Source organism: Pseudonocardia sp. Ae505_Ps2 (assembly GCF_001932425.1).
GTDB lineage: Bacteria > Actinomycetota > Actinomycetes > Mycobacteriales > Pseudonocardiaceae > Pseudonocardia.
On record NZ_MCIP01000001.1, the window covers coordinates 4836022 to 4857408 of the forward strand.

A 21387-nucleotide genomic window follows, 5' to 3' on the forward strand; every position below is an offset into this window, starting at 1 on the left:
CCCGGACCGTGTGCCGCCCGCCGATCGTCCTGCTGCTCCTGCTGCTGGTCACCGGGTGCGCCGCACCCGCGCCGGGGTCCCCGACGCTGGAGCGGGTCGCGTCGTCGCAGGTGCTGCGGGTCTGCTCGACCGGTGACTACCGGCCGCTGACCGCGCTGGCCGCGGACGGCACCTGGTCCGGGATCGACGTCGACATGGCCCGCGACCTCGCCGCCGAGCTCGGCGCCCGGGCCGAGCCGGTGCGCACGACCTGGGCGACCCTGCTCGACGACGTCGTCGCCGGGCGCTGCGACATCGCCGTCGGCGGCATCTCGGTCACCCCCGACCGCGCGGCGCGGGCGGTGTTCACCGAGCCCTACCTGCGCGACGGCAAGACGCCCATCGTGCGCTGCCCCGACGTCGCCCGCTACGGCACGGTCGCCGACATCGACCGGCCCGGCGTGCGGGTCGTGGTGAACCCGGGCGGGACCAACGAGCGCTTCGCCCGGGAGACCTTCACCCGCGCGACGATCGTCGACCACCCGGACAACTCCACGATCTTCGACGAGATCGTGGCCGGCCGCGCCGACCTGATGGTCACCGACGCGATCGAGACCCGCTGGCAGGCCGCCCGGCACCCCGGGGTGCTCTGCGCGGTGCACCCCGACGCCCCGTTCACCGACTCGGAGAAGGCCTACCTGATGCCGCCCGGTGATCCGGTGTTCGCCGCCCGCGTCAACGACTGGCTGCGCACCGCCCGCACCGACGGCACCTGGGACCGCCTCGCCCGCCCCTGGCTCGGCTGACCCCACACCCGCTGTCGGACCCCTGTGCGACGGTGCGGGCATGCGCATCGTCGTGACGACACCGACCGGCACCGTCGGCTCCCGGGTCCTGCGCCTGCTCGTGCAGGCCGGGGTCCGGCCGGTGGCCCTGCTCCGCGACCCGGCACGACTGCCACCCGACCTGGCCGGTCTGGTCGAGCCGGTGGTCGCGGACCAGACCGACGCCGACGCCGTCGTCGGCGCCACCCTGGACGCGGACCGGCTGTACTGGGTGAACCCGCCGGGCCGACCCGGCACCGACCCGCTCGCCCACCACGCGGCCTGCGCGGCCGCCGTCGCGGAGGCGGTGCGACGCAACGGGATCAGCGCGACGGTGTTCCAGAGCAGCGGCGGGGCGGAGCTGCGTCGCGGGGTGGGGGACATCGACGGCCTCGCCGCGACCGAGCAGGCCCTCGACGCGACCGGTGCGCCGGTGCTGCACCTGCGGTGCGGCTACTTCATGTCGAACCTGCTGCACGCGGCCGACGAGCTCGCCGGCGGGACCCTGTCGACGCCGTGGCCGCCGGACCGTCCGCTGCCGTGGGTGGCGCCCGGTGACATCGCCGCCGTCGCCGCGGTGCGGCTGCTCGGTCCGGTGTGGTCGGGGCGGCTGGTCCAGGCGGTGCACGGGCCGGCGGACCTGACGTTCGACGACGCCGCGGCGGTGCTCACCGAGGTCCTCGGCCACCCGGTCCGTGCGGTGCCCCTCGGGAGCCGGGAGTTCCGGGAGATCCTGGCCGGGGACGGGATGACCCCGGCCGAGGTCGACGCGGTCGCCGGGATGGCGGAGGGGCTCGCCGCCCCCGGGTACGTGCCCGAGCAGCGCCGCGACGCGGTCTCGACGACCCCGACGACCCTGCGGAGCTGGGCCGCCGAACACCTGCGCGCACCGGAACCCACCTGACCGCAGCGGGCCGCCGACGCTGCTGCGGCTCAGCCGGTGCGGCGGCGCAGGTAGTCCGAGACCACCTCGGCACCGAGACCGTCGAGGTCGGGCTGCACCACCCGTCCCCCGGCCCGGCGGGCGAGCCGGTTCACGAACGACAGCAGCCCCGGGTCGTCGCCGAGCACGAAGAAGGTGAACGCCGCGTCCATCCCGATCAGCTTGTCCAGCCCGTCCACGGTCGCCCGCAGGGTGTACGGGCTGGGCGGGTAGTCGAAGAACGCCTCGCCGTCGGGCTCCAGGTGCGCGGTCGGCTCGCCGTCGGTCACCACCAGGACCACCGGCGTCGCGTCGGGCTGGCGGGCCAGCCGTTCGCGGGCCAGGAGCAGGGCGTGGTGCAGGTTGGTGCCCTGCATGTACACGCCCTCCAGCCCGATCAGCTCGCCCAGCTCGACGGTCTGCGCGTGCCGGCCGAACGTGATCAGCGAGAGGTCGTCGCCGCGGAAGCGGGTGGAGATGAGCTGGTGCAGGGCCAGGGCGGTGCGCTTCATCGGCACCCACCGGCCCTCGGCGACCATCGACCACGACGTGTCGACCAGCAGCGTGACGGCGGCCCGGGTGCGCTGCTCGGTCTCGACGATCTCGACGTCGGACACGTCGAGTGCCCGGCCGTCGCCACCGGCGCGGCGCAGCTGGGCGTTGAGCAGGGTCCGGGGCACCGACCAGGCCTGGGTGTCCCCGAAGGCCCACGGCCGGGTCGCCCCGGTCGCGTCGCCCGCCGCCCCGGCACGCCGGGTGTCGCGCTGCCCCGACCGCCCGGAGATCCGGTCGGCGACGTCGCGCAGCACCGACTGCCCGAGCGTGCGCAGCGCCTTCGGCGAGAGCAGCAGCGAGCCGTCGGGTGCGCGCCGGAACAGGTCCTGGCGCTGCAGCTCGCGTTCCAGCTCGGCCAGGGTGCGGGCGTCGGCGGCGGCCTCCGGGCCGAGCATCTCGGTGAGCGCGTCGAGGTCGATGTCCTCCATCCGCGCACCGGGGTAGCTCTGCGCCAGCTGTTCGGCCAGCGCGTCGAGCTGCCCCAGCTCCTCCAGGGCGCGGGTCGCCTCGCCCATGCCCATCGGGTTCTCGCCGCGGAAGTTCCCCTTCCCCGACCAGTCCTCGCCCGGACGCAGGCCCTGCAGCTGCGTGTCCAGCCGGGCCAGCGACTGCGCCAGCCGCGGGTCGCCGAACGCCTGCTGGGCCAGTTCGGCCAGCTCGGCCCGCTGCTCGGCCGACATCGAGTTCATCATCCGCTGGGCCGCGGCGGCCCGGGCGGCGAGCGCGTCGACCAGCTCCTCGGTGTTCTGCGGGTTCTCCGGGAAGTGCTCGCCGTGCTCGCGCATGAACTCGGCGAACCGTTCGGTGGTGTCCTCGCCGCGGGCGTGGCGGTCGAGCAGGTCGTTGAGGTCGTCGAGCATGGCGTTGATCCGCTCGACGTCGGAGGGGGTGGCGTTCTGCATCGCCTGCTTCATGCCCTCGAAGCGCTGGTCGAGCATCTCCCGGCCGAGCAGGTCGCGGATCTCCTGGTAGGCCTCGCGGGCGTCGGAGGAGCGCCAGTCGTACTCACCCAGCTCGCGCACCGCGCCGCCGGTGTCGGTGGGCAGGGCGTCGAGCTGCATCTCGCGGAACCGCGCGTCGTCGGAGTCCTCGCTGCCCAGCGACTCGCGCTCGGCGTCCAGCGCCCGGGCCAGGAGTTCGCGGACCTCCTGCAGCGTCCCGTCGATCCGGTTGTCGCGCTGCAGGTCGCGGCGCCGCTCCCACACCCGGCGGGTGAGGTCGTCGAGGCCGCGTCGCCCGTCGAGACCGCGGCGGAGCAGCTCCTGCAGCGCCTGGCGCGGCGAGGAGCCCTCCATGACGTCGCGACCGATCTGGTCCATCGCCGCGCGGATGTCGTACGGCGGCGCCAGCGGGTCGGGCCCGCCGGCGTAGGGGCCGTAGGCGTAACGGCGGCGACGACGCCTGGGATCAGCCATACGACACCGTGTCTCCGTCGTCGCTCTCGTCCTTGGCCAGTTTGCGGGTCAGGAACAGGTACTCCAGCGTCAGCTCCGCCGCCGAGGCCATCGGCCCCGGGTCCTCGGTGCCCGAGGCGCCCAGCTTGGCCGCGATCTCGGTGAGCGCGTCGACCTGCGGCAGCGCGGCGACGACGTCCTTCGCCGGGATCCGCTCGCCGGTCCGGACCGGGCTGGTCGAGACCGCGTCGGCGAGCTCGTCGAGGTCGACGCCGCGGAGCGCGAACCGGGCGGTGTCGGCGGTGGCGCGGCGCAGCAGGTGCTCCAGCACCTCGTCCTCGCGCCCCTCCTCCCCCGACGCGAACTCGATCTTGCCGCGGAGCACCGCGGGGACGGATTCCAGGTCGACCGGGCGGGCGTACGGGGTCTCCTCCCCGGTCAGCGCGGCACGGCGCAGCGCCGCCGCGGCGACCGTCTCGGCGGCGGCCACGGCGAACCGGGCCGACACCCCCGAGCCCTGGTCGACCGCGGAGGAGTCGCGCAGGTGCCGGGTGAACCGGGCGACGACCTCGAGCAGGTGTCGCGGCACCTCGGCGACGAGGTCGGCCTCCTGCGCGACGAGCTCGACCTCGGGCGCCAGCTCCAGCGGGTAGTGGGTGCGGACCTCGGCGCCGAACCGGTCCTTGAGCGGGGTGATGATCCGCCCGCGGTTGGTGTAGTCCTCGGGGTTCGCACTCGCGACGAGCAGCACGTCCAGCGGCAGCCGCAGCGTGTAGCCGCGGACCTGGATGTCGCGCTCCTCCATCACGTTGAGCAGCGCGACCTGGATCCGTTCGGCCAGGTCGGGCAGCTCGTTGATGGCGACGATCCCGCGGTGCGACCGCGGGACGAGCCCGAAGTGGATCGTCTCGGGGTCGCCCAGCGAGCGGCCCTCGGCGACCTTGACCGGGTCGACGTCGCCGATCAGGTCGGCGACCGAGGTGTCGGGCGTGGCGAGCTTCTCGGTGTAGCGGTGGTCGCGGTGCACCCACGCGACGGGCAGGTCGTCGCCGAGCTCGGCGGCGCGCCGGATCGAGGCGGGGACGATCGGCTCGTAGGGGTGCTCGCCGATCTCGGAGCCCTCGATGACCGGGGCCCACTCGTCGAGCAGCCCGGCCAGCGAGCGCAGCAGCCGGGTCTTGCCCTGGCCCCGCTCACCGAGCAGCACCAGGTCGTGGCCGGCGATCAGGGCCCGCTCCAGCTGCGGGACGACGGTGTCGTCGAAGCCGACGATGCCGGGCCAGGGGTCGCGGCCCTCGCGCAGGGCCGCCAGGAGGTTGTCGCGGATCTCGTGCTTCACAGGGCGCTGTACGTGACCGGACGCACGCAGTGAGCCGACGGTACGGGGAAGGTCAGGTGTGACGGGCACGCTCTCCACGCTACGCCCGCTCCCGGGGTGCAGCGCGTCGTCGCGGAACGATGTTCCGCGGGACCGGACTGGAATCTGTCTGGCTGTACAGATAGTTTGTCGGTATGGCCGATGCCCGCCCCGACGGACGACGACGACGCGGCGCCGACACCCGTCGCGCGCTGGTGCGGGCCGCCGTCGACGTCGTCGTCGCCCACGGCTTCGACCGGCTCACGCTGCGCCAGGTCGCGGACCGTGCGGGCGCCTCCGCCGCGGCGGCGACCTATCACTTCGGCACCGTCGACGCGCTGCTGGAGGCGGTCGTGGTCGAGCTGGAGCGCGACGCCGTCGCACGGCTGAGCGAGCTCACGCGCCGGGCCCGCTCCGGCGAGCTGACCCTGCTCGACGCCTGCACCGCCTACCTGGCCGACCTGCTCGGCCCCCGCCGCCCGGTGTTCCTGACCATGCTGGAGCTGCGCGTCCGCGTCGCCCGGGGACACGGCGGCGCCACCGGCCCGCACGGCACGGAACCCGATCCGGTACCCGACCCGGAACCCGACGCGGCCCTGATCGACCTCATCCAGGACCACGTCGGGAACCGGGAGCGGGCCCGCGAGCTGTTCGCCGGGGTCTTCGGGCTGTCCGCGCTCGCCGTGTTCGCCCCCGCACCGCCGACGGAGCACGAGCTGCGGGCCCGGATGGCGCGGCTGCTCGCCGGAGCCGGGCTCCCCACCGACGACGACCGCGACGAGACCCGCCACGGGCCCCGGCCCGAGACCCGCCGCCGGACCCGACGGCCGCGGCCCGAGACCCAGGAGGACCGGTTCCCGTGACCGCCACCCGATCCCCCGGCGCGCCCGACCGCGGCGCCGTCGCCGCCCGCTTCGGCCCCGCCCGCGCCGACCTCGCGCTGCGCGCCAGGACCACCGGCGACCCGCTCGCCGACGCCGTCGTCGCCGAGATCCGCGCCGCGGGCCGCGACGGCGGCCGGGCGCTCACCGCCCAGCTGCAGCGCGGCATCCGCGAGGGACTCGCCTCGCTGACCGACCCCTCCCCCGCCGTCGCGGCCCTGCTCGGCTCCGCCGAGTCGGTGCCCGCGGGCACCGACCCCGCGATCCTCGACACCGGGGTCCGACCGATGTTCACCGCGCCGCCCGCGGTGCACACCCTGTCGCTGTCGGCGGGGGCACTGCTGCGCACCTACGGCTCGCCGTCGATCGCGGTGCTGCTCGGCACCACCGGACGGCTGGTGGAGTCCGCCGAGCGCCGCCTCACCGAGACCGGCGCCTGGCTGCTCGCCGCCACGCTGCCCGGCGGCATGCGGCCCGGCAGCCCCGGCTACGTCGGCACCCTGCAGGTCCGCGTGCTGCACGCCCACATGCGCGTGCTCGCCCGCGACCGCGGCCTCGACGAGGCCGTGCACGGCACCCCGGTCAACCAGCTCGACCTGGTCCGCACCTGGCTGGACTTCACGCTCGTCTCGATGCGGGCCGAGGCGACGATCGGGTTCGGGCTCACCCCCGCCGAGATCACCGAGGTCTACGCCTGCTGGCAGCTGCTGGCCCATCAGCTCGGCATCGACCCCGAGCTGGTCCGCGACGTCACCTCGCACGCCGCGGCCGAGGAGCTCGACGCGCTGGTCAGCGCCGTCACCGGACCGCCAGCCCCCGAGTCACGCGCCCTGGCCGGGGCGCTGATCGGGGCCGTCGCCGTGCTGCTCGTCGAGCCGCTGCGCCTGCCCGTGCCCCACGGCCGGCGCCTGTTGCGGGCACTGGCCCGGCGCTTCCACGGCGCCGCGGTGACCACCGGGCTGGGTCTGCGGCGCAGCCCCGGGTGGGAGCTGGCCGTCGCGGCCCTCGGCCGGATGGTCGCGCTGCAGCGCCGGTGGGTCCGGCGCAGCCCGGCGTCGCTGGAGGCCGTGCGGGTCCGCAACATCGCCGCGACCCGGGCGCTGCTCGCCGACGACGGCCCCACCCTGTTCGAGGCCTACGGCGCCTGAGGTCGGTCCGGGCCGTCCCACCAGCGCGACGACAGCCCGGCGGCCTCGACGGCCCCGGCCAGCGCGGCGCGCCGCCGGTCCGGCCCGACCAGGACGATGCCTCCGCCGTGGCCGAGTGCGGCGGCGACCCGGTCCGCGGGCTGCAGGTGCAGACCCGGGCCGAGGTCCGGCGACCCGAGCTGCGGGTAGGTGTCGGCGACGGCGAGCAGCGGCCCGGCCGGGCCGTCCCGGCGCCCCCACAGTGCGACGACGTGCGCGACCGACCAGTCCGGCCCCGGGCGGGCCCCGGCGTCGAGGTCGGCGACGGCGGGCGCGGCGGCGCCCAGCTCACCGGTCGCGAGCGACGCGAGCACCCCGACCGGGCCGTCGCCGGTGACCGCACCGAGCAGCCCCACGAGCCGGTCGCCGGTCCAGTCCCCGGCCGCCGGGACCGCCGCGAGCGACTCGCCGGAGAACTCCTCGACCGCGCGTCCGAGGCCGGCCACCGGGGTGCCGGAGGGCTCGTCGTCCGCGGCGACCGGCAGTCCCTGCAGGTAGTCGGCGTCCGCGGGTGCCCCGGGCGGCCGCGACGCCACGTCGTCGCCGGGCCGCACCCGGGTGCCCGCCGCGTGGGCGAACGCCGCCACCGTCGGTGCGGGCAGCGGCGAGAGCGCGGCGACGAGCAGCCGGGCGACGAACGGCCCGGCCAGCTGGTCGGGCTGGGGCAGCGACGCCGCGTGCACCCGCACCAGCGCCTCCGCCCCGGGGAACGCCCGGACCGGGCCGCTCACGGGGCCACCAGCAGCCACACCGGGATCGCCACCAGCGCGACCGCGACCAGCCGGACCAGCCCGTGCACGACACGCGGCAGCGGGGCCGGCGGCGCGGTGATCCGGTCGATCCGGGCCTCCAGCGCATCGGTGAACGAGGACAGCGCCGCCGCCGGCGCGGACCCGCCGACGGCCTTGAGGGCGGTCGCCAGCTCGGTCGGGTCGCAGAGCTTGCGGGCGACGTCGTCGGCCCGCATCTCGATCAGCCGGGCCACCGCGAGCTGGGCGTGCACCATGCCGCGCACGAACGGTGCCGTCGCACCCCACGCGATGAAGGGCAGCACGACCAGGTCGTGGCGTTCGCGCAGGTGTGCCCGCTCGTGCGCGAGCACCGCGACGACCCCGGCGGTGTCGAGCGCGTCCAGCACCCCCGCCGACACCACCAGCCGGGAGCTGCGCCCGGGCAGGCAGTAGGCGACCGGTACGGGATGGTCGAGCACGCGGGTACCGGAGGCGTAGGGCCAGGGCGAGGCGAGCACGTCGAGCAGGTCGCGGTGGCGGCGACGGGCCCGCAGCGTCCGCACGGTGGTGATCACCAGCACCGACAGCAGCCGCAGCAGCACCCCGACCGCGATGAGCAGCGCCCCGACGTGCAACGGGTCCATCCGTTCCGGCCACTCCCCGGCCGACAGCGACGACGCCAGCGCGGCGGCCGCCGAGGGCAGGCTCTCCCCCATCGGGGAGAGCCCGTAGGCCAGCCCGGCACCGAACAGCGAAATGCCGCCGCCCAGCCCGACGGCCTGCCACAGCAGCAGCGCGCCGACCGGGTCGCGGCCGGGCCAGCGCGCCCGGGCCAGGGCACGGCTGACCGGCTCGGCGAGCAGTACGCCGAGCAGCCCGAGTCCGAGCGCGGTCAGCTCCATCGCGTCACATCGTCGCGGAGGGCGCGCCGCGGCGCCGCATCACCCCCGCGACCGGACAGGATCCTCGACCGTCCGGCGCTCAGCCGAGCAGGTCACGCAGGCGCGACCGCTCCTCCTCCGACATCGAACCGAGGAATCGCGCGAGGGCGGCGCCGCGGTCGGACGCGTCGTCGAGCGCGTCGGTCATCAGCTCGGCCACGTGGTCCTCCCGGCTGGCCACCGGGCGGTAGTGGTGGGCGCGGCCGTCGCGGATGCGCCGGACCAGCTGCTTGCGCTCGAGCCGACCGAGGACGGTGAGCACGGTCGTCGTGGCCAGGTCGCGGTCGGCGAGCTGATCCTGCACCTCACGGGCCGTCATGTCCCGGTCCGACTCCCAGAGGACGTTCATGACCGCCCGCTCCAACTCGCCCAGACTCGTCACGTAGGTCATCCTACGCGAACCTTTCTACTGCGCGTAGAACCCCCGCGGGAGATGGCTCACACCCGGGTGTGTCGTCAGTGGATCTGCACCTGGTCGCCGACCTGCAGGTTCTCGAACCACTGGCGCGCATCGGACTCGCCGAGCTTGACGCACCCGGCCGACGGGGTCGAGAGGTCGCCCTGGTGGAAGGCGATCCCGCCCTGGGCGAAGAACACCGACCACGGCATCTGGGTCAGCCGCTCCCGGCTGGTCCACTGCTCGGCCTTCCACTGCACCGCGAAGGTGCCGGTCGGCGTGGGGGCCTCCGGGTCGCCCGGGCGCATCGCGACCGGCCCGGCGACGACCTGGCCCGCCTCGATCAGCCAGGTGGAGCGGCTCGCGAGGTCCACACAGGCGCGCGCCGAGGAGGTGCACGGCGTCCCGGCGACGAGCGAGCCGGTCGCGACCTGCCGGTCGGTGGGGTCGGGCTGCTCCGACGGCTCGGCGAGCGCAGGGCCCACCACGAGCCCGGCGAGGGCACCGCTCAGTGCGACACCCGCCACGAGGAGCCCGACGATCCGGCTCCGTCCCCGTGCCCGCATCCGTCCGCTCCTCCGTCGGGTCCGGCGGGCTCGACCCGCCCGGACCGACCGGATGCACAGCGCGACCGGTCGTCCTCGAACCGTAGTTGATCACGATCTTGGACTGAACGGGTGCATCGCATACCCCCGATCGGCGGTACGCGAGGCGCGCCGGACGGTCGGTGGCGGCGGTCAGCGGCCCCGGAACACCGGGACGCGCTTCTCGGTGCGGGCGGCGCGGCCCTCGGCGATGTCCTCGGCGGCCCAGCAGCCGCGGAAGTCCGCGGCGAGCCCGTCGACGACGGCCGGGTCGGTGTGCCCGCCACGGCCGAACGCGTTCACCGCACGCTTGTTGTAGGCCAGCGTGAGCGGGGCCATGGTCGCGACGTCACGGGCCAGGGCGAGTGCGGCGTCGCGGTCGCCGAGGGTGTCGGCGAGGCCGCGGGCGTGCGCGGTGGCGGCGTCGACCGTGGCGCAGGCCAGCAGCAGACTGCGGGCCGTGCCGCCGCCGGCGATCTGCACCAGCCGCTCGATCGTCCACGGGTCCACGGCCAGCCCGAGCCGCGCGGTCGGCAGCCCGAACACCGCCTCCGGGGCGGCGACCCGCAGGTCGCAGGCCAGCGCCAGCTGCAGCCCGCCGCCGATCGCGGGCCCGGTCACCGCGGCGACGGTCGGCATCGGAAGGTCGGCGACCGCGTGCAGGCCGGTGTAGAGCGCGTCGAGGAACTGGTCGGTGTAGACCTCGCCGAAGTCGGCGCCGGAGCAGAACGCCGACCCGTTCCCGGCGACGACGACCGCCCGCGCGCCGGCCGCGCGGACCTCGGCGGCGGCGTCGACCAGCTGCCGGCAGGTCGCGATGTCCAGGGCGTTGCGGCGCTCGGGGCGGTTCAGCTCGATCAGACCGACGTCGTCGTGGGTGCTCACGGAGATCACGGGCCGGACCCTAACCCGCGGTCGACCCCCCGGACCCGTCCGCGTGACCGGCGCCGCGCCCGGCGGGCGCGGGCTCGCTCCAGCTCTGTCCGCACAGCTCCCGGGCCAGCCCGACCGCGAGCTGGTCGATCCGGCGCAGCATCCGCGCCGCGGCCAGCCGCCGCGTCCGCTCGGTCCCGGGGCCGACCACCGCCCGCGACGCGGCGTCGGCCTCGGCGGCGTCGAGCAGCTCCTCCGCGGAGCCGACGCCGTAGTCGGCGGGGCTCGCGCCGGGCGGGTGCTCGCGCCGGTCGGCGGGGCCCCAGCCGTCGTCGAGGATGCGGCGCAGGCCGTCGAGGTCCGCGCGGACCCGCTCGGCCGCGGGCTCCAGCGTCGCGGCCCAGCCGGGCGCCGACGCCGTCGCGGCCTGGGCGGCGAGCTGGCGGGTGTAGTGGTCGATGGCCCCGACGACGCGGACGGTGTGGTGCACCCCGCGGCGCAGCGGCCTGCGGGCGACGGGGTGCTCCAGCGGCACCGCACGGGTCCGCACGGTGGCCACCGCGGCGTCGACGGCGCGGGCCCGCTCCAGCGGGTCACCGGCTCCGGGGCGGCCCAGTGCCGCGTCGACCGAGGTGCGCAGGGAGACGTCGACCGCGGTGAGGGCGTCGTCGAGGGCCTCGGCGAAGGCCGTGCGCGAGCGGGTGGGCAGGATCAGGTAGGCGGCGAGCATGCCCAGCGCGCCACCGACGACGGTCTCCTCCACCCGCAGGACCAGGGTCTGCACGCTGAACTGGCCGATCACGCCGTAGAGCAGGGCCAGCACCGCGGTGATCCAGAACGCCATCATCGCCTGCGAGATCCGCACCAGGTACAGGGCGAGGAACACGCAGACGAACAGCAGCGCGAGGCTGGCGACGACGTTGCCGCCCACCAGCAGCGCCAGCAGCATCCCGGCCACGACGCCGCCCGCGGTGCCCACCGCGCGGGCCCAGCCGCGGCTCAGGACGTCGCCGCGGCTGGCGGTGCCGGCGAACACCACGAACGCGGCGATCACCGCCCAGTACCAGCGGGCCGGTGAGATGAGCTCGCCGACCACGATCGCGAGGCTGGTGGCGACGCCGACCTGCACCGCCTGGCGGGTGTGCAGCGCGAGCCCCTCGAACCGGTCCCGACCCGCCGGGGTGTCGCCACCGGTCTCACCGGAGGAAACGGTCTCACCGGAGGGAGCAGGGGCACCTGAGGGAACGGTGTCGCCGGGCGGGGCCGGGTCGCCGGAGGGGACCGGGTCGCCGCCCGCGGTCGCCCGGTCGGTGTCGTGGTGCTCGGCGATCCGCAGCCGGGCCTGCTCGACGGTGGTCTGCATCGCGTCGGCGAGCCGGACGACGGCGAACCCGATGCGCTGCTCACGAGCGGCGGGCCCGACCCCGGACGGCCGGTCCACGATCTCGGCGACGGCCGACCGGGCGCCGTCGTAGAGGCGGGCGGCGATCGCGCCGGGTGTCCCGACGGCGGTGGCCGCGGCGAGGGCCCGCAGTCCCTCGGCCAGCGCGGCGCGGTCGTCGTCGGGGATCGGGTCGTGGTGCTCGACCGACCGGCGGACCGACATCGCGACCCGTTCGGCGGCCAGCTCGGAGTCGATGATCCACTGCCGCAGGCCGGCGGCGGGTCCCGCGGTGGCGGCGGTGTCGTTCCCAGCGTCGGTCGCGGTGTCGGTCGGGGTGTCGGTCCCGGCGGCGGTGTCGGTGTCGGTGTTCGTGTCGGGGTCGGGGTCGGTGTCGTCGAGCCGGTCGGTCACCAGCAGCGCGGTCTCGTTGAGCCGGGCCTGGGCGCGCACCAGCGGGTCGAGGTCGGGCTCGCCCTCGGTGGTCTCCACCGCCTCGACGGCGGTGAGCAGCAGCGCGTGCAGCCGCGCCTCGAACGCCCGGAACAGCGCGTCCAGCACGGCCTCGGAGCGGCGGGTGAACACCAGGCAGCGCAGCAGGAAGGTGCTGCCGATGCCGATCACCACGCCGGCCAGCAGGTACGGCAGCTCGGCGGGGCCGGCGTGCAGGAACTGCACGAAGAAGAACGGCATGAACGCCGCCATGCCCAGCGCGACCCCGCGCGGCCCGTACCGCCGGACCGCGACGGCGACGACCATGACCAGGACGAACACGACGTCGGCCGCGACCCGGTTCGTCGACAGCAGCGCGGACACCGTCGCCGACGCCGCGGCGGGCAGCACCATCAGGGCGGTGGTGACCCGCCGCCGTCGCAGGTCGTTCTCGTTCACCGCCAGGTTGCTGACCATCGCCAGCACCACGGAGAACAGCACGATCGTGACCGGCTGCCCGGTCAGCGCGCGCAGCACGCTCGCCAGCACCGCGGCGAGCAGCATCGCCGCCGTCGCGACCGAGGCCAGGTGCAGCCGGGTGTGGCCGGGGTCGACCGCGGCCGCCCACGTCCGCAGCTCGCCCCACCGGGCCGGCACCGGCATGCGCCGTCCGCGCTCGACCGTCCGCGTCACGGTGCGAGTCTGACACGCACCGCGACCGCCGCTCCGGGGGTCAGCCCGCGGTGCGGGCCTGCGGCGGCAGCGACGCGGTCGGCACCGGGTTCGTCGCCCCCGGGACCGGCTGCGAGGCGGGCCGGGCGACCCGGATGCCGAGCACGTCGCCCGCGGCCGCGGCCATCGCGCGCATGCCCTGCGCGTTGGGGTGCACCGGCGCGGCCGGGGAGGTCGGGAGCAGGCCCTCGACCCACTTCACGCCGGGCAGCGTGCAGGCGTCGTGGCCGATGGTCGGGGTGTAGGTGTCGACGTAGTCCACCCCGGCGTCGCGGGCGGCGCCGGCCAGCATCGCGTTGAGCTTCTTCTCGGTCTCGCGCAGGTAGGCGGTGTCGCCCGCGCTGAACGGCATGACCGGGTAGCAGCCGGGACCGGTGTCCGGGAGGATCGACGGGTACCCGACGACGGCGACCCGCGCGGCGGGCGACCGCTCGCGGATCTGCTCGAGCACGTCGGAGACCTTCGACTCGGTGCCGTCGATCCGCTCGGCGAGCTGGTCGGTGCCGCCCGCGGTGAAGAAGTCCTTGCAGGCCGCGCCGAACAGGTTCGCCGAGGAGCGGCGCACGCACTCGCCGATGATACCGGAGAACCCGATGTCGTTGCCGCCGATGGTCAGCGTGACCAGCGACTCGGACCCGTCGAGAGCGTCGAGCTGCGGCGGGTTCGGGCCGGCCTTCACCTCCTGCGGGGCCGTCATGTCCTCGGTCGTCGCACCGCTGCAGGACACATCGGTGAACCGGCCGATGCCGGCGGAGCGGGCGAGCACCGAGGGGTAGTTCTGGTTCGAGCGCTGGCAGCCCGACGGCGTGCCCTGCTGCACCGGGACCAGCGGGCCCGCGGCGTAGGAGTCGCCGAGGGCGACGAAGCGCCCGACCGGGGCGGAGTCGAGGTTGCGCGCGGACAGCGTGGTCTCGGCGAACGTGGTCGGCGCCTCCGCCTGCGCGGGCGCGAGGGCGCTCATCCCGGCCGAGCTCAGCAGGGTCATAGTCGCCACGGCGAGCCACCGGGACGGGCGGGGACGGCGCACGGGTTCTCGGACCTCCGGTCGGACGTCGCCGGCGTGGGCACGCCGGTCCTGACCGACCAACGATCATCGTCGCGGACCGGTTACGCCCCGTTCGGCGCACGTGACGGGCCGGGACCGCCCGGCCCGTCACGCACCGTGGACGGGGCTCGCTCAGTCGGTGAGCCTGCGCAGCGACAGCGGCGCGACCAGGCGGTGCCGCAGCGCGGTCGCGTCCCACAGCTGCGGCTGCAACGGCATCGACGCGAGCCGCTCGGCGGCCACCGCGCCGGGGTCGGCCATCGGCTCGCGGACGCCGGCGAGGAACGCCCACTCGTGCTCCTCGCACCCGATGTAGACCCCGCGACCGCCGGTCTCGCCGAACACCGCGGCGAAGCGCTGCCAGGCCGAGCGCAGCGTCGCGTCCCGCCACACGGCCGGGCTGCCCGCCTGGAACACCAGGACCCCGCCGGGGGTGAGCCGCTGTGCGCAGGCCCGGACGAACTCCTCCTCGTAGAGCCGGTTGATCTGGGCGTCGGGCTCGTCGGGGCGCTCGTCGGGCAGGTCGACGATCACCAGGTCCCAGTGCTCGCGCGCGTCCAGGACGAACTGCCGCCCGTCGCCGTAGGTGAGGTGCACCGGGCCCTCGCCGCGCTCGGCCGCGGCCAGGGACTCGGGGGTGTAGCCGTAGGGCAGGTGCTCGGCGCAGATCCGGACGGCCTCGGCGTCGATGTCGACGTGGTCGACCCGGCTCGCGCCGGCCGCGACCGCCATCTCCGACGCGACGCCCTCCGAGGAGCCGATGATCAGCACCCGGTCCAGCTCGCGGGCGAGCAGGGCACCCGGCCACACCAGCGCTTCGTGGTAGGTGAGCTGGGTGTGCTCGGTGGACTGGCGCTCGTCGTCGCAGAAGAGGGTGACGCCGTGCGCGGTGTCGGCGACGACGACGTGCTGGAACCCGGTGTCCGCGACGTGGTGGACCCGGCCGAGGTCCCAGCGCCGGGTCAGGCCGGGCGAGAGGGGTTCGGTGACCGTGCGCGGGGCGCCGCCGCGGTCGACGACCTGCAGCGCGGTGTCGGTCGCGCCGACGCGGTCGGCGAGGCGGCGCACGGCGTCGACCGGGTCGGCGCTCTCGCCGCAGGTGAACACGTCGACGTGCATGCCGCTGTGCTCGGGCCAGGTGTGGATCGAGGCGTGCGACTCGGCCAGGACCGCGACGACGGTCGCCCCCTGCGGTTCGAACCGTTCGACGACCACCTGGCGGACCTGGGCTCCGGCCTCGGTCAGCGCGGCGGTGAGGTCGCTGCGCAGGCGGGCGCAGTCGTCGAGGATCTCGGGGGCGATGCCGCCGAGCTCGGCCAGGACGTGCCTGCCGACCGGCGACGAGGTGCTGGGCAGTGCGGGCGCGCCCGTCCCCAGCCCGGTGCCCGGATGCAGTTCTCCGGCCGCGGTGGCGGGCACGGACATGGTGGGCGAGGTGGAAGATGACACGTCCGGACACGTTAACCGCGATGTGGGAACGCCGCCCCCTCCTCGCCGACGACCACGTTCAGCGGTCCGAAGCCGTTGAACCCGATCGAGGCGTAGCTGGAGGTGTAGGCGCCGGTCCCGAGCAGGTCGACGACGTCGCCCGCGGCCAGGTCCAGCGGCAGCGCGACCGGGGTCCGGCGGTAGACGACGTCGTCGCCGTCACAGGTGGGGCCCGCGACCACGACCGGTCCGCACGGGCCGGAGCGGCCGGGCACGCGCAGCGGGTAGGCGATCGCCTCGCCCTCGGTCTCGGCCAGGCCCTGGTAGCGGCCGACGTCGAGGTACACCCAGCGACGGTGGTCGACCCCCGGGCGGCGGGACACCCGCAGCACCCGGGCGCGCAGCACCCCGGCCGGGGCGACCAGCGCGCGGCCCGGTTCGAGCAGCAGCGTCGCGTCGTCCACGTGCCCGGCGGCGACGGCCGTGGCCACCGCGCTGCGCACGGCCGCGGCGTAGTCCTGCGCGGGGGCGACGGCGGTGCGGTAGGCCACCGGCCAGCCGCCACCCAGGTCCAGCTCGGGGCGGCGCAGCCCGGCCCGCCCGGCGACCCGCAGCGCGAGCGCGACGGCCCCGGCGTAGGTGGCGGGGCGGGTCTGCTGGGAGCCCGCGTGGAAGGTGACCCCGGCCGCGACCAGGCCGCGGTCCGCGACCCGGTCCAGCAGCGCGACGGCGGCGTCGGGCGGGGCGCCGAACTTGCCGTGGAACGGCGTCGCCGAGCCGGTGTCGTCGACCGAGAGGCGGACCTGCACCCGGGCGCCGGGGACCTCGGCGGCGAGGGCGTCGACGTCCTCGGCGCTGTCGGTGACGAACCGGGTGACGCCGTCGCGGGCGGCCCGGGCGGCGGCACCGGGGCCGCGCACCGGGTTGCCGTGCTGCAGGGTCGCCGGGTCCGCCCCGGCGGCCAGGCACAGGTCGATCTCGGCCTGGGAGGCGACGTCGAACCCGGCCCCGGCCGCGACGAGGGTGCGCAGCACCGCGGGTTCCGGGCAGGCCTTGACGGCGTAGAGGATGCGGGCGTCGCCGAACGCCGCGGTCAGCGCGCGGTACCGCTCCCCGACGACGACGGGGTCCAGCGCCAGGTACGGCGTCGGACGGTCGGTGGCGAGCAGCCGCTCCAGGCCGGGGCTCAGGGTGTCGGGCACACCGCGATCGTCTCCCGGGCCGGGCCGCGCCCCACCGCCGGGGCACGACCTGCGGGGCCACGACCCGCCGGGGCCCGGACCGGCCCGACCGGACCGACCGGACCGCTCCGGGCGCCGGGCCCCTGATCTAGGTTCGACCCATGACCGCACCGAAGCCGCAGCGCCGCGCCCGGAAGATCGCCATGACCCCGGAGGAGGTCACCGCGTTCCTCGATGCCGAGCGCACCTGCCGGGTCGCCACCAACGGCGTGAACGGCCCGCACGCCACCCCGCTCTGGTACGTGTGGGACGGCGAGGCGCTCTGGCTGACCTCGCTGTCGCGCTCGCAGCGCTGGACCGACCTGCAGCGCGACCCGCGGATCGCCGTCGTCGTCGACGCCGGCCACGACTACTCCGAGCTGCGCGGGGTCGAGCTGCGTGGCTCGGTCGAGGTCGTCGGCGAGGTCCCGCGCACCGGGGAGCCGCACCCCGAGCTGGAGCGGGTCGAGCAGGCGATGGCCGACCGCTACTTCGGCGGGCAGGTCGTGATCGACGGCCGGCACGCCTGGCTGCGGCTGCGCCCGGAGAAGATCACCAGCTGGGACTTCCGGAAGATGTGATCGCCGGGGGTGAGGGGATCGGTGCCGGATGTGGCACCGATCCCCTCACCCGTGACGATCACCGGGTTCCGGCCGGGTCAGGGCCGCCCGGTCACCAGCGGCCAGAGGCCGTCGGCGCCCGCGGCCAGGGCGGCCGCACCGACCCGGTCGTTCCAGTACGCCTCGGTGCCGTCCTCGTCCCGCCAGGCCCACAGCCGGGTCGTGACCAGCCGCAACGCGTGCTCACGGGTGAACCCGATCGCGCCGTGCACCTGGTGGGCGATCCGGGCGACGGCCGTGGCCGCCTCCGAGCAGCGGGCCTTCGCCGCGGCGACGGCGAACGCGGTCTCCGCGGCGGCGAACCCCGCGCGCTGCGCGGTCGAGGTCGCCGCGGCGGAGGCGGCCGAGGCGGCGGCGACCTCCGACCCGGCCTCGGCGAGCATCTGCTGCACCGCCTGGAAGCGGCCGATGGGGCGGCCGAACTGGGTGCGCTCCCCGGCGTAGGCGACCGAGGCGGCCAGCGCGCCGCGGGCCGCGCCGGCGAGCAGCAGCGATCGTGCCAGCGCCGCCCGCAGGGTCAGCTCCGTGGCCGCGGCGGCCGGGGCGGTGCCGGTGGCCGTCGGGGTGACCGCGTCGAGGGTCAGTCCGTCGCGGGGCTCCTCGGCGAGGTTGACGCCCTCGGTGACCCGCGCCGCGGCCGCGTCGAGCACGAGCACCCGGTCGCCGTCGAGCACGACGACCGCGGCGAGCGAGCGCCCCCACGGCACCCGGGTCAGCTCCGCCGACACGGTGCCGCTGCCAGTGACGCCGCCGGTGCCGCCGTCGGTGCCACCACCAATGCCGCCGTGAGTGCCGCCGCCGGTGAGCGCGCCCCCGGCGGCCCCGGCAGGGCGGTCCCCGCCGGTCGCGTCGGTGACGACCGCGGCCAGCGGCCCGTCGGGCACGGCGAGTCCGGCGGCGCGGGCCAGCCACCCGGCGAGCAGGTCGGTCTCGGCCAGCGGCAGCCGGGCCGCCGCCGCTCCGGCGACCTCCAGCAGCACGGCGGCGTCGTCGAGGGTGCCGCCGGTCTCCGGGTCGGTCAGCGAGGTCAGCCCGGCCCCGGCGCACGCCTTCCAGGCGGCCGTGTCCAGGCCGGTGCCCTCGCGGTCGTCGGACCCGGCGGCCAGGATCGACGCGGCCAGGTCGGCGAGGTCGGTGTTGCGGGCCATCAGCGCAGTCCCATCCCCCGCGCGACGATGCCGCGCAGGACCTCGTTGGTACCGCCGCGCAGGGTGAACCCGGGCGCGTGCAGCACGGCGTCGGCGAGCAGCCGAGCGAACCCGGACTCCGCGCCGGGGTCCGGTGGGATGTCGACCAGCAGCCGGGCGGCGTCGACGATCTCGTTCTCGAAGCGGGTGCCGAGGTCCTTGACCAGGGCTGCGGCCAGCTCGGGCGCCTCACCCGACTCCAGGGCCCCGGCGACGGCCAGCGACATGGCCCGCAGCGTCCACAGCCGCGACACCAGCGACCCGACCCTGCGCCGGGTGCCGGTGTCGACACCGCCCGACGCCGCGGTCAGCTCTCCGACCAGCGACGACAGCAGCGGGTAGGTCGACAGGAACCGCTCTGGTCCGGACCGCTCGAACGCCAGCTCGCCGGTGACCTGGGCCCAGCCGTTGCCGATCTCGCCGAAGACCCGCGAGTCGGGGATGAACACGTCGTCGAAGCGGACCTCGTTGAAGTGGTGTGCCCCGGTGAGCAGCGGGATCGGGCGGATCTCCACCCCGGGCGAGTCCAGCTCGACCAGGAACTGGGACAGCCCCGCGTGCCGGTGGGCGTCGTCGCGCGGCTCGGTGCGCACCAGCGCGAAGAACGCGTGCGCGTGGTGGGCCCCGGAGGTCCAGACCTTGGTGCCCGACAGCCGCCACCCGCCGTCGCCGCGGGTCGCCCGGGTCCGCACCGACGCCAGGTCGGAGCCGGAGTCCGGTTCGGACATGCCGATGCCGAAGTACACCTCGCCGCGGGCGATGCCGGGCAGGAACGCGCGACGCTGCTCCTCGGTGCCGTGGCGCAGCAGCGACGGCCCGATCTGGCGGTCGGCGATCCAGTGCGCGGCCACCGGGGCGCCCGCGGCGAGCAGCTCCTCGGTGACGACGTAGCGCTCCAGCGCGGTGCGGCCGTGCCCGCCGTACTCGGTGGGGATGGTCATACCGAGCCAGCCGCGCTCCCCCAGCCGCCGCGAGAACGACTCGTCCCAGCCGGAGAGCCACACGTCCGCGCGCGGGGTCCAGCGATCGGCGTCGCGCTCTTCGTCGAGGAAGGACCGGACCTCGGCCCGCAGGTCCGCCAGCCCGGCGGGGAGCTCGACCGGGTCGGGCACGAGCTCGGGCAGCGTCGCTGCCGCTGTCGATGTCACTGCCACGGGCCTCATCATGACCCAGCCCCGCCGACGCCGCCGGTGTCTATGGGCCGACTCACCGGGGTACGTTCCGGGCATGACCACCAATGCTGACGAGCGCAGGGTGCTGGATGCCGTCCCCACCGGCCTGTTCATCGGCGGCCAGTGGCGGCAGGCGGAGAACGGTGCGACCGCGAAGGTCGAGGATCCGTCCACCGGAGAGGTCCTGACCGAGGTCGCCGACGCCTCCCCCGCCGACGGCATGGACGCCCTCGCCGCCGCGCACGCCGCGCAGCCCACGATCGCCGCGATGGCACCGCGGGAGCGCAGCGAGATCCTGCGCCGCGCCTACGACCTGCTCCACGAGCGGATCGACGACCTGGCCCTGCTCATGACCCTGGAGATGGGCAAGCCCTTCGCCGAGGCCAAGGGCGAGGTCACCTACGCCTCGGAGTTCCTCCGCTGGTTCTCCGAGGAGGCCGTGCGGATCGACGGCGGCTACCAGGTCGCCCCGAACGGCCAGACCCGCTTCCTCACCATCCGCCAGCCCGTCGGGGTCTGCGTGTTCGTCACCCCGTGGAACTTCCCGCTGGCCATGGGCACCCGCAAGATCGCTCCGGCGGTCGCCGCCGGCTGCGCCTCGGTGATCAAGCCCGCACCGCAGACACCGCTGACGATGTTCGCGTTCGCGCAGGTGCTGGCCGACGCGGGCCTGCCCGACGGCGCCCTGAACGTCATCAACGCCACCGACGCCGGCGCGGTGATCGAGCCGATCCTGCGCGACGGCCGCGCCCGGAAGATGTCGTTCACCGGGTCCACCCCGGTCGGGAAGCTGCTGCTGTCCCAGGCCTCGGACAAGGTGCTGCGCTCGTCGCTGGAGCTGGGTGGCAACGCCTCGTTCATCGTGCTCGACGACGCCGACGTCGACGCCGCCGTCGAGGGCGCCATGATCGCCAAGATGCGGAACATGGGCGAGGCCTGCACCGCGGCGAACCGGTTCTACGTCCAGCGCGGCGTCGCCGAGGCGTTCACCGCCAAGCTCGCCGAGCGGATGGGTGCGCTCAAGGTCGGCCGGGGCACCGAGGAGGGCGTGAACGTCGGCCCGCTGATCGACGCCAAGGGCCGGGACAAGGTCACCGACCTGGTCGCCGACGCCGTCGCCGCGGGCGCCTCGGTCGCGCTCGGCGGGAAGGCCCAGGACGGGCCGGGCTACTTCTACCCGCCGACCGTGCTCACCGACGTGCCGGTCGACTCCCGGCTCAACCACGAGGAGATCTTCGGCCCGGTCGCGCCGATCACCGTCGTCGACACCGCCGACGAGGCGCTGGCCGCGGCCAACGCGACCGAGTTCGGCCTGGTCAACTACGTGTACACGCGCGACCTGAACCGGGCGCTGCACATCGCCGAGAACCTCGAGAGCGGCATGATCGGGCTCAACACCGGCCTGGTGTCGAACCCGGCCGCCCCGTTCGGCGGAGTGAAGGAGTCCGGGCTGGGCCGCGAGGGCGGCGCCATCGGCATCGACGAGTTCCTCGAGACCAAGTACGTGGCCATCGGCTACAGCGGCTGACCACGGGCACGGACGAG

The 21387-nt window shown here is 75.6% G+C and carries 19 protein-coding genes; 6 read left to right on the forward strand and 13 right to left on the reverse strand.

Features of this window, described 5'->3' with window-relative positions; translation table 11 throughout:
• The first annotated feature begins 8 nt into the window (after positions 1-8).
• Both Ae505Ps2_RS22665 and Ae505Ps2_RS22670 read left to right on the forward strand, forming a co-directional pair.
• Entirely contained in the window at positions 9-785 is a 777-nt protein-coding gene (locus tag Ae505Ps2_RS22665; protein ID WP_075306266.1) for a transporter substrate-binding domain-containing protein, read from the forward strand.
• Positions 786-825: 40 nt separating this feature from the next.
• Positions 826-1707 carry an NAD(P)H-binding protein gene (locus Ae505Ps2_RS22670; RefSeq protein ID WP_075553970.1) on the forward strand — a complete coding sequence of 294 codons (882 nt, stop codon included), beginning with the start codon at positions 826-828 and terminating at the stop codon, positions 1705-1707.
• Between the two features lie 29 nt (positions 1708-1736).
• Here the strand turns inward: Ae505Ps2_RS22670 and Ae505Ps2_RS22675 are convergent, their stop codons facing one another.
• Positions 1737-3695 (reverse strand): VWA domain-containing protein, encoded by a 1959-nt coding sequence (locus tag Ae505Ps2_RS22675; RefSeq protein WP_075333454.1) that lies wholly within the window; start codon positions 3693-3695, stop codon positions 1737-1739.
• Positions 3688-5082 carry a sigma 54-interacting transcriptional regulator gene (locus Ae505Ps2_RS22680; protein ID WP_075311761.1) on the reverse strand — a complete coding sequence of 465 codons (1395 nt, stop codon included), beginning with the start codon at positions 5080-5082 and terminating at the stop codon, positions 3688-3690. The genes Ae505Ps2_RS22675 and Ae505Ps2_RS22680 overlap by 8 nt, the downstream gene beginning before the upstream one ends.
• 104 nt (positions 5083-5186) lie before the next feature.
• On the opposite strand from Ae505Ps2_RS22680, the gene Ae505Ps2_RS22685 reads away from it, so the two are divergent.
• Both Ae505Ps2_RS22685 and Ae505Ps2_RS34050 read left to right on the forward strand, forming a co-directional pair.
• Positions 5187-5894, forward strand: a complete 708-nt coding sequence (locus tag Ae505Ps2_RS22685) for a TetR family transcriptional regulator (RefSeq protein WP_075333455.1) — start codon at positions 5187-5189, stop codon at positions 5892-5894.
• Entirely contained in the window at positions 5891-7060 is a 1170-nt protein-coding gene (locus Ae505Ps2_RS34050; protein ID WP_075306259.1) for an oxygenase MpaB family protein, read from the forward strand. The genes Ae505Ps2_RS22685 and Ae505Ps2_RS34050 overlap by 4 nt, the downstream gene beginning before the upstream one ends.
• Here Ae505Ps2_RS34050 and Ae505Ps2_RS22695 read toward each other — a convergent pair.
• The 9 genes from Ae505Ps2_RS22695 to Ae505Ps2_RS22735 form a co-directional block, all read right to left on the reverse strand.
• Positions 7048-7830: a hypothetical protein gene (locus tag Ae505Ps2_RS22695; protein ID WP_075553971.1), complete on the reverse strand. Its 783-nt coding sequence runs from the start codon at positions 7828-7830 to the stop codon at positions 7048-7050. The two genes, Ae505Ps2_RS34050 and Ae505Ps2_RS22695, sit on opposite strands and share 13 nt — an antisense overlap.
• Entirely contained in the window at positions 7827-8732 is a 906-nt protein-coding gene (locus Ae505Ps2_RS22700; protein ID WP_075306255.1) for a M56 family metallopeptidase, read from the reverse strand. The genes Ae505Ps2_RS22695 and Ae505Ps2_RS22700 overlap by 4 nt, the downstream gene beginning before the upstream one ends.
• 79 nt (positions 8733-8811) lie before the next feature.
• Positions 8812-9153: a BlaI/MecI/CopY family transcriptional regulator gene (locus Ae505Ps2_RS22705; protein ID WP_139318712.1), complete on the reverse strand. Its 342-nt coding sequence runs from the start codon at positions 9151-9153 to the stop codon at positions 8812-8814.
• A 74-nt stretch (positions 9154-9227) separates the two neighbouring features.
• Positions 9228-9734: a L,D-transpeptidase gene (locus Ae505Ps2_RS22710; protein ID WP_075333456.1), complete on the reverse strand. Its 507-nt coding sequence runs from the start codon at positions 9732-9734 to the stop codon at positions 9228-9230.
• A gap of 171 nt (positions 9735-9905) precedes the next feature.
• The gene (locus Ae505Ps2_RS22715; RefSeq protein WP_075306252.1) at positions 9906-10646 is read right to left on the reverse strand and encodes an enoyl-CoA hydratase; all 741 of its coding nucleotides are present in this window, start codon (positions 10644-10646) and stop codon (positions 9906-9908) included.
• A gap of 10 nt (positions 10647-10656) precedes the next feature.
• A complete protein-coding gene (locus Ae505Ps2_RS22720; RefSeq protein WP_139320206.1) occupies positions 10657-13131 on the reverse strand; it encodes an FUSC family protein in 2475 nt (824 codons plus the stop codon).
• 40 nt (positions 13132-13171) lie between these two features.
• The gene (locus tag Ae505Ps2_RS22725; RefSeq protein WP_084786395.1) at positions 13172-14155 is read right to left on the reverse strand and encodes an SGNH/GDSL hydrolase family protein; all 984 of its coding nucleotides are present in this window, start codon (positions 14153-14155) and stop codon (positions 13172-13174) included.
• Positions 14156-14347: 192 nt separating this feature from the next.
• Complete coding sequence (gene speD, locus Ae505Ps2_RS22730) at positions 14348-15664, reverse strand: adenosylmethionine decarboxylase (RefSeq protein WP_249265324.1); 1317 nt, start codon at positions 15662-15664, stop codon at positions 14348-14350.
• A gap of 11 nt (positions 15665-15675) precedes the next feature.
• On the reverse strand, positions 15676-16845 hold the full coding sequence (locus Ae505Ps2_RS22735; RefSeq protein ID WP_233147546.1) for a type III PLP-dependent enzyme: 1170 nt from the start codon (positions 16843-16845) through the stop codon (positions 15676-15678).
• Between the two features lie 140 nt (positions 16846-16985).
• Here Ae505Ps2_RS22735 and Ae505Ps2_RS22740 point away from each other — a divergent pair, with 140 nt between their 5' ends.
• Positions 16986-17444, forward strand: coding sequence for a pyridoxamine 5'-phosphate oxidase family protein (locus Ae505Ps2_RS22740; RefSeq protein ID WP_020623247.1), 459 nt, complete (start codon positions 16986-16988; stop codon positions 17442-17444).
• 77 nt (positions 17445-17521) lie between these two features.
• Here Ae505Ps2_RS22740 and Ae505Ps2_RS22745 read toward each other — a convergent pair whose 3' ends face one another.
• Both Ae505Ps2_RS22745 and Ae505Ps2_RS22750 read right to left on the reverse strand, forming a co-directional pair.
• Positions 17522-18631 carry an acyl-CoA dehydrogenase family protein gene (locus tag Ae505Ps2_RS22745; RefSeq protein ID WP_075553972.1) on the reverse strand — a complete coding sequence of 370 codons (1110 nt, stop codon included), beginning with the start codon at positions 18629-18631 and terminating at the stop codon, positions 17522-17524.
• Positions 18631-19833 (reverse strand): acyl-CoA dehydrogenase family protein, encoded by a 1203-nt coding sequence (locus Ae505Ps2_RS22750; RefSeq protein ID WP_075554301.1) that lies wholly within the window; start codon positions 19831-19833, stop codon positions 18631-18633. The genes Ae505Ps2_RS22745 and Ae505Ps2_RS22750 overlap by 1 nt, the downstream gene beginning before the upstream one ends.
• 64 nt (positions 19834-19897) lie before the next feature.
• On the opposite strand from Ae505Ps2_RS22750, the gene Ae505Ps2_RS22755 reads away from it, so the two are divergent.
• The gene (locus tag Ae505Ps2_RS22755; RefSeq protein WP_075333459.1) at positions 19898-21370 is read left to right on the forward strand and encodes an NAD-dependent succinate-semialdehyde dehydrogenase; all 1473 of its coding nucleotides are present in this window, start codon (positions 19898-19900) and stop codon (positions 21368-21370) included.
• The last annotated feature ends 17 nt before the right edge of the window (positions 21371-21387 follow it).